The organism is Butyrivibrio sp. (assembly GCF_024699075.1).
In genome coordinates this window covers 1-12,750 of sequence record NZ_JAILQF010000347.1, presented here as the reverse complement: position 1 = coordinate 12,750, position 12,750 = coordinate 1, and the positions used below count along the sequence as shown (strand labels likewise).

13 protein-coding genes are annotated in these 12,750 nt (G+C 40.7%); 2 read left to right on the top strand and 11 right to left on the bottom strand.

The genetic code is table 11. The annotated features are described in order from the left end of the window. The 11 genes from K6G87_RS14075 to K6G87_RS14025 all read right to left on the bottom strand — a co-directional run. The coding region (locus tag K6G87_RS14075) for a hypothetical protein (protein WP_296838588.1) at positions 1 to 486 on the bottom strand (486 nt) is incomplete at its 3' end. A 2-nt stretch (positions 487 to 488) separates the two neighbouring features. After that, positions 489 to 878: a GNAT family N-acetyltransferase gene (locus K6G87_RS14070; RefSeq protein ID WP_296838585.1), complete on the bottom strand. Its 390-nt coding sequence runs from the start codon at positions 876 to 878 to the stop codon at positions 489 to 491. After that, a complete protein-coding gene (locus K6G87_RS19965) occupies positions 824 to 949 on the bottom strand; it encodes a hypothetical protein (protein ID WP_296838589.1) in 126 nt (41 codons plus the stop codon). Before K6G87_RS19965 ends, K6G87_RS14070 begins: the two co-directional genes overlap by 55 nt. Before the next feature lie 215 nt (positions 950 to 1,164). Beyond that, positions 1,165 to 1,404 carry a hypothetical protein gene (locus K6G87_RS14060; protein ID WP_296838583.1) on the bottom strand — a complete coding sequence of 80 codons (240 nt, stop codon included), beginning with the start codon at positions 1,402 to 1,404 and terminating at the stop codon, positions 1,165 to 1,167. Positions 1,405 to 1,587: 183 nt separating this feature from the next. After that, complete coding sequence (locus K6G87_RS14055; protein WP_296838581.1) at positions 1,588 to 2,169, bottom strand: helix-turn-helix domain-containing protein; 582 nt, start codon at positions 2,167 to 2,169, stop codon at positions 1,588 to 1,590. A gap of 166 nt (positions 2,170 to 2,335) precedes the next feature. Further along, on the bottom strand, positions 2,336 to 3,097 hold the full coding sequence (locus K6G87_RS14050; protein WP_296838579.1) for a GNAT family N-acetyltransferase: 762 nt from the start codon (positions 3,095 to 3,097) through the stop codon (positions 2,336 to 2,338). Between the two features lie 25 nt (positions 3,098 to 3,122). After that, the gene (locus tag K6G87_RS14045) at positions 3,123 to 3,368 is read right to left on the bottom strand and encodes a 23S rRNA methyltransferase (RefSeq protein ID WP_296838578.1); all 246 of its coding nucleotides are present in this window, start codon (positions 3,366 to 3,368) and stop codon (positions 3,123 to 3,125) included. A 30-nt stretch (positions 3,369 to 3,398) separates the two neighbouring features. Beyond that, positions 3,399 to 4,817: a 23S rRNA (uracil(1939)-C(5))-methyltransferase RlmD gene (rlmD, locus tag K6G87_RS14040; RefSeq protein ID WP_296838575.1), complete on the bottom strand. Its 1,419-nt coding sequence runs from the start codon at positions 4,815 to 4,817 to the stop codon at positions 3,399 to 3,401. Between the two features lie 39 nt (positions 4,818 to 4,856). After that, complete coding sequence (locus tag K6G87_RS14035) at positions 4,857 to 6,284, bottom strand: HAMP domain-containing sensor histidine kinase (protein WP_296838574.1); 1,428 nt, start codon at positions 6,282 to 6,284, stop codon at positions 4,857 to 4,859. A gap of 15 nt (positions 6,285 to 6,299) precedes the next feature. Continuing rightward, positions 6,300 to 6,998, bottom strand: a complete 699-nt coding sequence (locus K6G87_RS14030) for a response regulator transcription factor (RefSeq protein WP_296838571.1) — start codon at positions 6,996 to 6,998, stop codon at positions 6,300 to 6,302. 51 nt (positions 6,999 to 7,049) lie between these two features. Next, a complete protein-coding gene (locus K6G87_RS14025; RefSeq protein WP_296838569.1) occupies positions 7,050 to 9,461 on the bottom strand; it encodes an endonuclease MutS2 in 2,412 nt (803 codons plus the stop codon). Positions 9,462 to 9,797: 336 nt separating this feature from the next. On the opposite strand from K6G87_RS14025, the gene K6G87_RS14020 reads away from it, so the two are divergent. Continuing rightward, the gene (locus K6G87_RS14020) at positions 9,798 to 11,213 is read left to right on the top strand and encodes a S1C family serine protease (protein ID WP_296838567.1); all 1,416 of its coding nucleotides are present in this window, start codon (positions 9,798 to 9,800) and stop codon (positions 11,211 to 11,213) included. Positions 11,214 to 11,411: 198 nt separating this feature from the next. Continuing rightward, a complete protein-coding gene (locus tag K6G87_RS14015) occupies positions 11,412 to 12,359 on the top strand; it encodes a 3'-5' exoribonuclease YhaM family protein (protein WP_296838565.1) in 948 nt (315 codons plus the stop codon). Positions 12,360 to 12,750: the final 391 nt, after the last annotated feature.

Genomic DNA, 12,750 nt, shown 5'->3' with positions numbered 1-12,750 from the left:
GGAATTCTTCGCATCCACAAAATGATATCCTTCCGGCAGCTTGTAATCCAGTTTTCCCTCCCGAAGATCAAATATTCTGTCAGTCTCTTCGTACTCCACGCGGTAACCGCGTTTTTTTGCTTCTTCAATAAGTGCCGTCTGGCCGCTCGAGAAGATCAGTTCCCGAGGCTCCTCAAACTTCGGATATGCAGTTTCGGCATATTCAATCATCTCCGCCGCAAGAAATTCATATCCCGGTCTTAACACAAAATAGGTTGATGTTACAGGCTGTTCATAAAACACAAAAGCCACCGGGAGACTGCCGTCCATCCAGAACCGGTTTAATCTGAGGTAATCCTTATCAAGCCATGAACTGATGATCGCATACTCGAAAAACGGGGCGGCATGCCCGTTGGTTTCCTCATGATCGTAAACATCTGTCATGAGTTTCCATGCCAGATCTATGTCTGTTAATATTTGAAACTGCTTTGTTTTAAGATCCTTCATTATTATTTCCATCCTTCATCGGTCTTTCCTGTTGCTGCTCTATGGATCACGGAAACGTGCGTGATCTTGTTTGCCTCATCAGGATACTCTTTATCAAAATGCATGCCTATCGCTTCTGCGGTTTTGTATGATGCCTCATTCGTATATTTGCAGTATGAATACAGTGACGGATAATCCGTATTCTCAAAAGCCCAATCTCTGACGGCTTTCGCGGCTTCTTTGGCATAGCCATGTCTCCAGTATTTTTTGTGAATATGGTATCCGATCTCCGGCAGTTTTTCTCCGTCAATATTCTGTATGGTAATGCCGCAGTCTCCGATGAATTCCCCGGTTTCTTTTAAGACAACCGCCCACAGCCAAATCCGTACCGGGCATAGTTCTCCAGATTCCATTCGATCCATCGTCCGGTCCTTGCTTCATCAAACGGTGCCGGGTAATGCTGCATTGTTTCGGTATCCGACATGATTTCATACAGGGCGTCAAAATCATCCATTGTATACTCCCTGAGCAGGAGTCTTTCTGTTTCTATTATCATTTCATACCCTTAATACCTTCAAAGCTGTTCTACTCCGGACTCAGTCTGATCTACACGGGGATCCATATTTGTCATCACAACAGAAATCTCCCCGGTCACGTAATTCATTTTCAGCATACTCTGTCCGTTCCGTTTCCAAAGGTCTATACCACAAGCACCGTTGTATGATCCCCTTTTTCAAAATACTCTCTGATGCTGTTTACAATCTCCTCATGATACTCATATTTATCATCCAGGTCATTTACCACCTTAAGCATTTCAAGGCGACTGCTCATCATCAGTTCCATATCATCAGGTGTGGCGATCTTATATGCAGTGCTGTAGCTTAGCCGGTCCGGCAAATGATGAAGATACATGTCTATCGCATCTGTGTTTTCTTCCAAAACTTTCATCAACCCATTGGCCGGATAGGAATGATTGTCATGATAATCTATTTCACCTTCACTCTTTATTTCAAAAGCAAGTATCTCTTCATCTGTCGAAAAATCAGCACTTACACCTTCTTTATTTCCTCTTGCATCAAGCCTGATCCATTTCCACTTTCATAATAAACCTCTTTCTCCGGACTATTTGTGGATTGTTTCAATCTGGTTACTTACACATCCGTTTTTTGCTTTATTCCCATGACGGTTGCCATAGTCCGGGAATTCTGCCTTCTTATCTGAAATTTGGATTAATTCACCAACTGCAGTTATCACATTAGCCTTTGCCTTCTCATTTGCACCTCTAATAGCTTTTGTATATTTTGAATGTGTAAACTCATCTGGAAAATCTGATCCTATATATATCTTTTCTGCAGTTTCGGCAATCTCATAGTATTCCCCGATATAGTGCATTAATATCTGTTCTATGTCATCCCAATTAATCGATCTTCTTGACTTAAATAAAATATCATTAATCAAGACTATTTTGTTCCCGTCCGGATCAGTAACAATGTCAATCTTATTTTTTGTTTTCTTTTTTTCAGCAAAAATCCCCTCAAATTTTATCTGATATGCCAACAGCCTCGGGATATATTCCGGAGGAGTTCTTCGACCTGCTTCCCAGTCTTCCAAAGTACGAACAGGGATACCCGTATGCTCCGAAAACTCTTTACGTGACATCCCTGTACTTTCCCGCAATTCTTTTATAAATTTTGCTGTATCCATAAAATCCTCCTCGCATTGCGTTTTGATAAGAACAATATATCATAATATGCTCGGCTTCGCAATGCGTGGCCGATTGACAAATATTATAAAAATTGAAAAGCCTATGTAAGATTTGTTATGCTTTGAACTCCTTCAGGGATTCCAGCCACATGGACTTTTGTCCGAATCAATGCGTCCGATCTTCTCCGAACACTTCATATGCGGTATATTCATGATCAAATTCATATCCAGGCTTTTCTGCCAGACGAACTGATTTCATATTCTGGGCATCCCAGCTCGGATATAATCCTTCATCAAGACAGCGTAAGATCAATGCAGCACTCGCGATTGTTGCAAGACCTTTTCTGCGTTCTTCCTCTACCGTATCAACCTCTATCTCGATTCCTTCGTTGTATCTGGTATAGGAAGAAGCCCCGGCTACGATCCGGCCGGATTTCATAATCACCATTCCCCGCCCGAGTGCCAAAAAATTATCCTTACTTTTAAATGATGAAACAAAATCCCTTGTCACCGGATCAGGAAGGCACAAGTCGTAGGTTATCTCATCGATCTCTTTCATCTCATATCCGACAGGCAGCTTTGCCAGCATGTTTCTCAACATAACTTTATCAAAACAAGTATCCTTTTTGATGGCGTACCTGGTTATCTTCTTTGCCGTAGGAAAGCACTCTTCAATGCAGGCTTCCCACGCTCTATTCTGTGGCACCATGATAACAAAGCCTTCAGGTTTATTGATCACAAATTCCCTGTCGGGTTCTCCCGCATAAAAAGCGAAGCATCCAACATAAGCCATTGCAGACTTTGGACACTTAAGATCCGTCACAAAGACTTTTCCCATCACTTTCTGCAAACAGGAATAGATCAGCGTTTCCTGCCAGTCTTCAAAAAGACATGCCGCTCTTGAGGTATCGGTTAATTCATATAACATTTTCGTATCGATTCTCCCTATATATCTATATCATCTGAAAATACCTCATGGCATCTTCTATCGCCTTAAGATTCTCCTCCGGGCATCCCGGCTGTTTACTATCCTCAGATTTAGGTTTATTATAGTTTTCCCGCTCGATGATCCCATGCTTCTGCTTTACCTGAGCAATATTCAAATTTGTCACATTAACTCCGTACTTCTCCTGCACCCAGTCCTGGATCTCCTTGTATGTAGCCTTGGCTTCTGCACTTGTCAGGTCCAGTTCATCCATATCCACCTTTACGTTGATATGGTGCTTAGCCTAATGAAGTTTGGACAATAAGCAGACCGTCTCCACATGAACGCTCATCGGGAACATATCGCAAGGACGTATGTGTTCCAGCTTATAGCCTCCATCGCAGAGGATCCTTAAATCTCTTGCCAGTGTTGCACTGTCACAGCTTACATATACGATCCTTTTGGGAGCCATCTTGAGCATGGTTTCAAGAGCTGCTATATCACAACCTTTTCTTGGTGGATCAATACAGATAACATCTGCATAGATTCCCTCTTTTACATACAGATCAGGAAGTACTTCCTCGGCTTTTCCTACATAGAATTTTGCATTTGTAATATTATTTCTTATAGCATTTTCATTGGCATCATCAATTGCCTGAGGGATTATCTCTATGCCATATACCTTCCCGGCTTTTTGGGACATAGACAGAGTTATCGTACCTATTCCGCAGTACAGATCCCATACAGTTTCATTGCCTGAAAGCTGTGCGTATTCTATAGCCTGTCCGTAGAGCTTCTCTGTCTGAATTGGATTAACCTGATAAAATGACAAGGGCGAAATATTGAACTGAAGTCCGCATAATGTGTCCTTGATAGTATCACTTCCCCATAATGTAATAATTTCGGTTCCCATTATTACATTGGTCTTTTCCGTGTTGATACTAACAGATATACTGGTCATTCCATCTACAGCTGAAAGCCTTGATATAAGCTCATCCTGATTTTTAATATATATATCATTTTTAGATTTTTTATTATAGTTGATAACAAGGCATACCATCAGTTCCTTACTTACAAAGCCTTTTCTGATAAGGATATGTCTGACAAGCCCCTTACCGGATACTTCATCGTAAGGCTCAATGTGGTATTTCTCCATATGTGAGATTATTGTTTCAAGGATAGCCTTGTTGTCAGAGACACCGATCATACAATCAGTATTAGGGATTATATTATGGGAATGACCCGCATAGAATCCTGTTACGATCTTTCCGTTTTTATCTTTGCCAACAGGGAACTGAGCTTTATTTCTATATGCAAATGGCTCATCCATTCCTATAATGGGTTCCATGATACTGTCAACAAAAGCTTCATCAAATCCGCCAAGTCTTATGATATTATTCCTAACTTTGCTTTGCTTGAATCTAAGCTGGCTCTCATAAGACATGTTCTGGATCTGGCATCCGCCGCACTGCCTTGCAATAGGACATTTTGGTATAACCCTGTCATCTGAAGGCCTTATTACTTCTTCAAGGTGGGCATAAGCATAATTTTTCTTGGCTTTCATGATCTTAGCCTTAACTCTGTCTCCAATTACCGCATCTTTAATAAAGAGAGTATAGCCATCTATCTTGCCTATACCCTCTCCGTCATTTCCTATATCTGTAATTTCTACTGTGAGCAGATCATCCTTTTTATAGATTCTGCCCATATTCTTATCCTTCATATAAACCTCTTACCCAGATCATCTCTATTTGCCCAAAGACTACATTACATCTTCGTCCATCACCTTTGCCTTAGGCAGGGAAAAAACAAATTCAGTTCCAACTCCAACAGTACTTATGACATTAATGTTTTCGCCGTGTGCCTTAATTATCTCTTTGACTATAGAAAGACCAAGTCCCGTACCTTTTTTATCCTTGCCTCGTGAAAGGTCGGATTTATAAAATCGTTCAAAGACCATCTTCTGATCTTCTTTAGGAATTCCTATTCCGGAATCCTTAACTGAAACAAATATCTTGTTTTTCTTCTCAGTTGTTTCTATCTTGATCACAGAATCATTATGACTGAACTTTATGGCATTATCCATAAGATTATAAAGAACCTGCTGGATCTTGCCCATATCAGCAAGTACGATCATCTGTTCATCTGTAAGAACAAGTTCTATTGCTATCATTTTGGATCTGCAGGTTCCTTCAAAGGTAGCTGCAGTATCTCTTATGACTTTATTAATATCAAACTCAGCTTTTTCAAGCATCATGCCGCTTCCGATATTGTTGAGAGTCAGAAGTCCATTGGTAAGCTTTGTAAGTCTGTCTGTTTCATTAAGTACAACCTGAAGATAATGTTCATGCATTTCGGGCGGAATAGTTCCGTCTATCATAGCCTGAAGATATCCTCTTATGGATGTAAGCGGAGACCTGAAGTCATGGGATACATTGGCTATAAACTTGCGCTGGTCCTCTTCTGATCTTGCGATCTCTCCTGCCATATAAGATACAGCCGCACCCAGATATCCTATCTCATCATCAGATTCCAGGGTGAACTTATAATCCATATTGCCGGATGCATACTGCTCTGTAGCTGTCGTAACCTTCCTAAGAGGTATATATACAAGCTCTGTAAAAAATATCAGAATGATACCTGAAAGAAGGAACAGTATTATAAGCAGAAGATACGAGATATTCAAAAGCTCATTAGCATCTGCCTTTATAGCACTCATAGGAGTATGTATTACTACATAGGCTCTAACCTTGTAATTAGCAGTAATTGGAGCAAATACAGAAAGCTCTTCTTCCTGGAAGGTTCCAAAGAAATCTCCCACTGTGTAATAAGTACTTCCTGTAACTGTAGGATCAAATCCATCAACTACAACTTCTGCATTTTCATCAAGGACTCTGCTTGAATCAATTACAAGTCTTCCTGACGGGTTAATGATCCATATTGTTGACTGCATATATCTTGACAGATCAGTAAGCTGAGATTGAACTGTTGAAATCGTAGTATCACTATTATAAAGGTCTGTCGCATAAGTGTTAGCTATCTGAGTCGCCTCAGAATAGAGCTTCTCTGCTCTTGATCTTCTGCAGAATTCCATTGTCATATTAGATATGACAGTAGCTACAGCTATAAATCCGAACACAGCGAACAATACATATGCAATTAAAAATTTAAAATAGATAGTACGCTTCATCTATTATTCTCTTCTTTAAACGCTTTCGAATTTGTAGCCAATACCCCAGATAGTAGCAATCTTCCACTTTTCATGATCCTTGATCTTCTCACGAAGACGCTTGATATGTACATCTACTGTACGTGTGTCACCAATATATTCATAGCCCCATATCTGGTCAAGGAGCTGTTCACGTGTAAATACGTGATTGGGTGATGCTGCAAGGAAGTACAAAAGCTCAAGTTCCTTAGGCGGCATCTCAACACGCTGACCTTTATAGGTTACGGAATAATTGGTCATATTGATCTCAAGATCAGGATAACTTACTACCTTATCATCAGTTTCTTCTTTTTCAGGAGGAGCCATTCTGGTCCTTCTAAGTACAGCCTTGGCTCTTGCTACAAGCTCCTTGGAATCAAAGGGCTTCTCCATATAATCATCTGCACCCATCTCAAGTCCAAGAACCTTATCGAATACTTCACCTTTTGCTGACAGCATGATGATAGGAACCTGAGACTTGGCTCTTATCTCTCTGCAAACAGCATATCCGTCAATTCCCGGAAGCATAAGATCAAGAAGTATCAGATCAGGCTGAAAGCTTTTGAACATTTCAAGAGCCGTCTCTCCATCACCGGCAATCTGAGTTTCATAACACTCTTTTACCAGATAAAGAGATATGAGTTCTGCAATATTGCTGTCGTCATCTACAATCAATATTTTCTGTTTGTTAACCATTTCATTCTCCCTTGTAATTACGCTATAAGAGCCTTTCTTGGCTACCTTTTCTTACTTAAATGTTACTATAGTTACACCAGAATCGCCTTCACCGTATTCTCCAAGCTTGAAGCTCTTGACGTATGGTATCTGGCGAAGCCTCTGCTGAACGGCCTGTCTTAATATACCTGTTCCCTTGCCGTGTACGACTCTGACGCTTGGAAGATGAGACATATAAGCCTGGTCCAGATACTGCTCCATTTCATGAATGGCATCATCTGAGTTCATACCGATAAGGTTTACTTCATGGTGTATGTCACGTCCCTTGGACAGATCAAGCTTTCTTCCCTGTGATCTGTTATTTTCAAAAGTAGACGCATCCATCTTGAACTTTTTATTGATCTTCTTCTCTTCTTCATCAGCAACAAGGACTATGTCACGAATATTAGTTTTGGTACGGATGATTCCGCACTGAACGAACATATTGCCGCCCTTATCAGGCATGGTGGATACTGTACCTTTAAGTCCCATAGATACGATCTTAACTGAATCTCCAAGACGTATCTGACTTTCTTTAAGTATCTTATGACCCTTGTCCTTATCACTTCCTGCTGCTGAAAGCTTCTGATTCTTGTCAGAAATATGCTTATTAAGCTTTGACCTTTCTCTGTCGAGCTCCTGTATTCCGGCATCTTTGCCGGCTTTACGGAAGTTCTTTATGGTTTCGTCAGCAACCTTCTTTGCATCTGCAAGAATATCTCTTGCTTCCTCATTAGCTCTTCTTAAGATTTCCTCTCGAGTTGTATCAAGCTTATCGGATTTCTTCTCATAAGTCTTTTTAAGCTCTGAAAGCTCTAATCTGTACCTTTCTGCAAGTGTACGTTCCTTCTCGGCAAGTACACGATTTTTTTCAAGGTCAGAAAGAAGATCTTCAAAACGCTTATCATCACTGTCTATCTGCTTCTTAGCAGCTTCTATGATCCTGTCAGGAAGTCCAAGTTTTGATGATATTGCAAAAGCATTGGACTTACCCGGAACTCCGATAAGGAGTCTGTAAGTAGGTCTTAGAGTTGAAACATCAAACTCGCAGCTTGCATTCCTGACGCCTTCTGTGGAAAGGGCATAAACCTTAAGCTCAGCATAGTGAGTTGTAGCCATAGTTGTTATGCCGCGTTCATGAAGATCGTTAAGGATTGATATTGCAAGAGCAGCACCCTCTGTAGGATCAGTTCCCGCACCAAGCTCATCGAAAAGGCAAAGTGAATCTTCATTGGCCTCGTTAAGTATCTTAACTTCATTAGTCATATGTGATGAGAAGGTAGAAAGAGACTGCTCTATTGACTGCTCATCACCTATATCAGCATAAACTTCATTAAATATTGAAAGCTCAGATCTGTCACCTGCAGGTATGGCAAGTCCTGACTGTCCCATGAGAGTCAGAAGACCCACTGTCTTTAAGGTTACAGTCTTACCACCTGTGTTAGGGCCAGTGATTATAAGCATGTTAAAATCACCGCCGCAGTACACATCAATAGGAACAACCTTGTTCTTATCAATAAGAGGATGGCGTCCTTTTCTAATATTAAAGCTATGATCCTTTTTCATGATCGGAGTTGTTGCATTCATAGAAAGGGCAAGAGATGCCTTTGCAAAAATAAAATCAAGCTCCGTCATAAGCTTTGCATTATCTGAAATAGCCTGTGTATATTCACCTGCCTGCATTGAAAGATCAGCAAGGATCTTCTCGATCTCTTTTTGCTCTTCAAGCATGAACTCGCGAAGCTTATTGTTGAGTTCTACAATAGCCTGAGGTTCTATAAAAAGAGTTGATCCTGATGATGACTGATCATGAACAATACCGGATACCTGCGACTTGTATTCAGAACGAACCGGCAGACAGTATCTGTCATCACGCATCGTTATAACATTGTCCTGAAGATAGCTGTGCATGGATCCATTGACCATGGAACTGAGCTTATCATGTATACGATCACCTGTAAGAGCTATGCTGCGTCTTACATGTGCAAGCGCGGGACTAGCATCAGAAGCGATCTCATCTTCTGAGATGATACATCTTCTTATCTCCTTGGATATAGGAGTAAGTGGCTCAAGTCCATCGAACATGTCTGTAAGTGAATCAGAAGGAGACTCTTCCTTATCACGTCTTCCATAATTTTTGATCCTTGAAACATTTTCAAGCATCGATGCAATTTTTAAAAGAGCTGCAGCATCAAGTGATGCTCCAATTTTAAGTGCTCTTACATATCCTGAAACATCTGTATTTGAGCCAAAAGATGTTGAACCCTTTTGAAATATTCTGGCTATGGCATCAGATGTATGTGTCTGTGCCTTTGTTATCTCATCCATATCCGTCATTGGCAAAAGCTCTCTGCAAAGCTTTCTACCCGGCTCTGAACCTGCATGATCAACTAGCATGCTTATAATTTTGTCGTACTCAAGTACTTTTAAAACTTTCTCATTCATAACTTATATTGCCTTTAAAACTCTTAATAATGTAAATTCATATTCGGTCCAAGTCAGGCTCAGATCGAAATGATTTTGATTCTTGCGTTATTTTATACTTTCCCCAATTTATCACCATATTCTATAATATCGTAACCACCGCCCTGCGGCAAGTTTTTAAACTTATTAATAAATGTGGTAAAATATAGATATTCTCACGAAACTGGCACCAGATGTGCGTTTCGTTTAAGTAAAGCCGTGCTTTCAAAGAGCCTGTAATATAGCTGTATAATTTCTCTTTGGACACTGCATTTTAGATAATCAAAAGCTTAGATCATACATACCGGGAGGGTCCTTATGGCAGATCTGGATTCCAAAAAGCCTGACACAACAGGCAAAAGCAAAGAGGCTACCGACGATGAAGGTCAGCCGCTTGCAAATACTGATTTTATGCGGGAAAAAATAAAATCCCGTCCCATCAATTCCAAGAAACTTTTAAGACGTACTATCATCACAATAGTAATGGCTATCATATTCGGAATTGTAGCATGCTGCACATTCCTTTTGCTTCAGCCTCTTCTTAGTAATCAACTGGGTTCTTCAGATAAGGCTCAGACCGCAGTATCTTTTCCCAAAGAAACTGTAAGCGATGAGATACAGCGTGAAGACCTTATTGCAAGCGAAGAAGAAAAGGCCGCTGCAGATGCTGCAAGCGCCCAGGCATCAGTCAACGAAAGTGTCACAGAAGCTGCCGAAAAAGAGATTGCAGCTGCACTTAGCTCACTTAGCCTTACCTCTGCCGACTATGCAACTATTTATGAATCACTAAAAGAAGTGGCAGACAGTGCAGAAATATCCGTAGTAACAGTAACAGCCGCAACACAAGGAACTGATTTTATCAATGACTCTTTTGTCAAAGAAGCTTCTACTTCAGGACTTATAGTAGCCATAACAGATACTGAGACTCTGATACTTGCAAACAGTAGCAGTCTAAGTGATGCACAAAGCATAATGGTAACCTTTTATGATGAGCAATCCGTAACAGCACAGATCAAGGCTTCAGACTACATAACAGGACTTGGCATCATAAGCGTATCAAATACCGATATTCCTTCAGAAACAACAGATGTTATAGAAGCTGCAACGCTTGGAACTTCTCTGTCATCAAATCTTCTGGGAACTCCTGTTATTGCTGTGGGTTCTCCTACAGGAACACCCAATTCCCTTAGCTACGGCATGATCACATCTACAGGACGTGTTCTAGACCTTACTGACAGTAAGTACACACTCATGACTACAGATATCTATGCAAGTCCTCTTGCAAGCGGATTTATTATAAACTTAAGCGGACAGGTAATAGGCGTTATCGATATGTCCTATAACGAAGAAGGCCTTGAAAATCTGGTATCCGCGATAGGAATATCTGATGTTAAGACTCTTATACAGAACCTTTCTAACGGAATAGTTCCTCCATATCTTGGAATACATGCAAGTGATATTCCATCATATCTGACAGAAGATGGCAGTCTCCCAACAGGAGTATACATCAGCAAGATAGAAACAGGCTCACCTGCAATGGACAGCGGTCTTCAAAGCGGAGATATAATAACAGAGATCGACGGTGAGGAAGTAACTTCATATAGTCAGCTCCTTAGCCTTTTATATGCAAGAGCATCTGGCGATACGATCTCAATAACAGTTATGCGCCAGACTCCAGATGACTATACAGAATTGACACTTTCTGCAACACTTGAATCCTCTCCTTCAGAGTAAGTATTAAACTACTTACCTCTTACGATTTAATTACTTTGTGCAGTTAATATCAAATCCGCAATAGATCAGGATAGTTAGTAAATTGCCAAATATAAGTTAATTACAAATCAGCATTTCTTACAATTGACTTGCCATTAACGGAATATTATTATTACTTATGGTTCGGGCATATTCCGAATTTTGGAAAGGTATTTTTTTATGAAATTTATTAAAGACTTAAGACCTGGTGACAGGATTCAGGACATATACTTTTGCAAGAGCAAAACACCTGCCACTACTAAAAATGGAAAACCTTATGACAACGTCATCCTTCAGGACAAGACAGGATGTGTAGATGCTAAGGTATGGGATCCTAACAGTGCAGGAATCGATGATTTTGAATCAAAGGACTTTATAGAAGTATGCGGAGAAGCAACAAGCTTTAACGGTATGCTTCAGGTCAATATCAAAAGGGCCCGCATATGCAGAGAAGGTGAATATGATCCTTCACTTTATATGCCTGTCTCCTCTAAAGACAATGACGAGATGTTCAAAGAACTTCTTGGTCTTATTGCAGGTGTAAAGAATCAGTATCTTCACAGAATCCTTGAAATGCTTTTTGTTGAAGACAAGGATTTTGTTGCAGCATTCCGTAAATCTTCTGCTGCAAAATCTGTTCATCACGGCTTTATTGGTGGTCTTTTAGAGCATACCTTAAGTGTCGCAAAGCTTTGCGAATACTACTGCAAATCTTATCCGATACTTAACCATGACCTCCTTGTTACAGCTGCTATCTGTCACGATATAGGTAAGACAAGGGAACTTTCTGCATTCCCTGAAAATGACTACACAGACTGTGGTAACTTCATGGGTCACATCGTAATTGGTGCTCAGATGATACATGATCTTGTTAGCAAGATTGATGGCTTCCCTGTTCTTCTTGATCAGGAGCTCGAGCACTGCATACTTGCTCACCATGGCCAGCTTGAGTACGGTTCACCCAAAAAGCCGGTACTTATGGAAGCTGTAGCACTTAACATGGCCGACGACACAGATGCCAAGATGGAGACCTTCAAAGAGATCAGAGAGAACGCAACTGATCCGGGCTGGCTTGGCTACAACAGACTTTTTGAATCAAATCTCTTTGACACAAGAGTCGAAAACTGATATTAATATTACCAGGCTCCTATTTTTGTGGCCTACACTCCAATATCTTTTGAAATGATCCAGCACAGCTTTACTAGGGGGCAGTGCTGGATTGTTTTTACCCAAAAACTCCCCTATCCGCCAGCAGTGATCAGTCCCCTTCGTTCTTCTTACACCGAAATGAGGACACTGGGGATTTTTCCTATATGCCGCGCGCCACATGTTTGAGATCCTGTGCTTATGGCCTGCCACATACCGCCATCGTCGTCAGTAACATTTTCCTGTTTTTTCTAAATGCCATGCTTTGCTTCCATGCAGCATGCCTCCATGTAAAACTCGCAGGACGATTCGAAAGTCTTGATAGTCAATATTCACTATGGTGCTTCGCACCTACAACAAAAAGGAATGAACT

What these genes read in the sequence shown, in the direction of transcription:
- K6G87_RS14025 (WP_296838569.1), bottom strand. Translation starts at nt 9,461, where the DNA reads ATGAATGAGAAAGTTTTAAAAGTACTTGAGTACGACAAAATTATAAGC.
- K6G87_RS14035 (WP_296838574.1), bottom strand. Translation starts at nt 6,284, where the DNA reads ATGAAGCGTACTATCTATTTTAAATTTTTAATTGCATATGTATTGTTC.
- rlmD (WP_296838575.1), bottom strand. Translation starts at nt 4,817, where the DNA reads ATGAAGGATAAGAATATGGGCAGAATCTATAAAAAGGATGATCTGCTC.
- K6G87_RS14070 (WP_296838585.1), bottom strand. Translation starts at nt 878, where the DNA reads ATGGAATCTGGAGAACTATGCCCGGTACGGATTTGGCTGTGGGCGGTT.
- K6G87_RS14030 (WP_296838571.1), bottom strand. Translation starts at nt 6,998, where the DNA reads ATGGTTAACAAACAGAAAATATTGATTGTAGATGACGACAGCAATATT.
- K6G87_RS14020 (WP_296838567.1), top strand. Translation starts at nt 9,798, where the DNA reads ATGGCAGATCTGGATTCCAAAAAGCCTGACACAACAGGCAAAAGCAAA.
- K6G87_RS14045 (WP_296838578.1), bottom strand. Translation starts at nt 3,368, where the DNA reads ATGGATGAACTGGACCTGACAAGTGCAGAAGCCAAGGCTACATACAAG.
- K6G87_RS19965 (WP_296838589.1), bottom strand. Translation starts at nt 949, where the DNA reads ATGTCGGATACCGAAACAATGCAGCATTACCCGGCACCGTTTGATGAA.
- K6G87_RS14055 (WP_296838581.1), bottom strand. Translation starts at nt 2,169, where the DNA reads ATGGATACAGCAAAATTTATAAAAGAATTGCGGGAAAGTACAGGGATG.
- K6G87_RS14015 (WP_296838565.1), top strand. Translation starts at nt 11,412, where the DNA reads ATGAAATTTATTAAAGACTTAAGACCTGGTGACAGGATTCAGGACATA.
- K6G87_RS14050 (WP_296838579.1), bottom strand. Translation starts at nt 3,097, where the DNA reads ATGTTATATGAATTAACCGATACCTCAAGAGCGGCATGTCTTTTTGAA.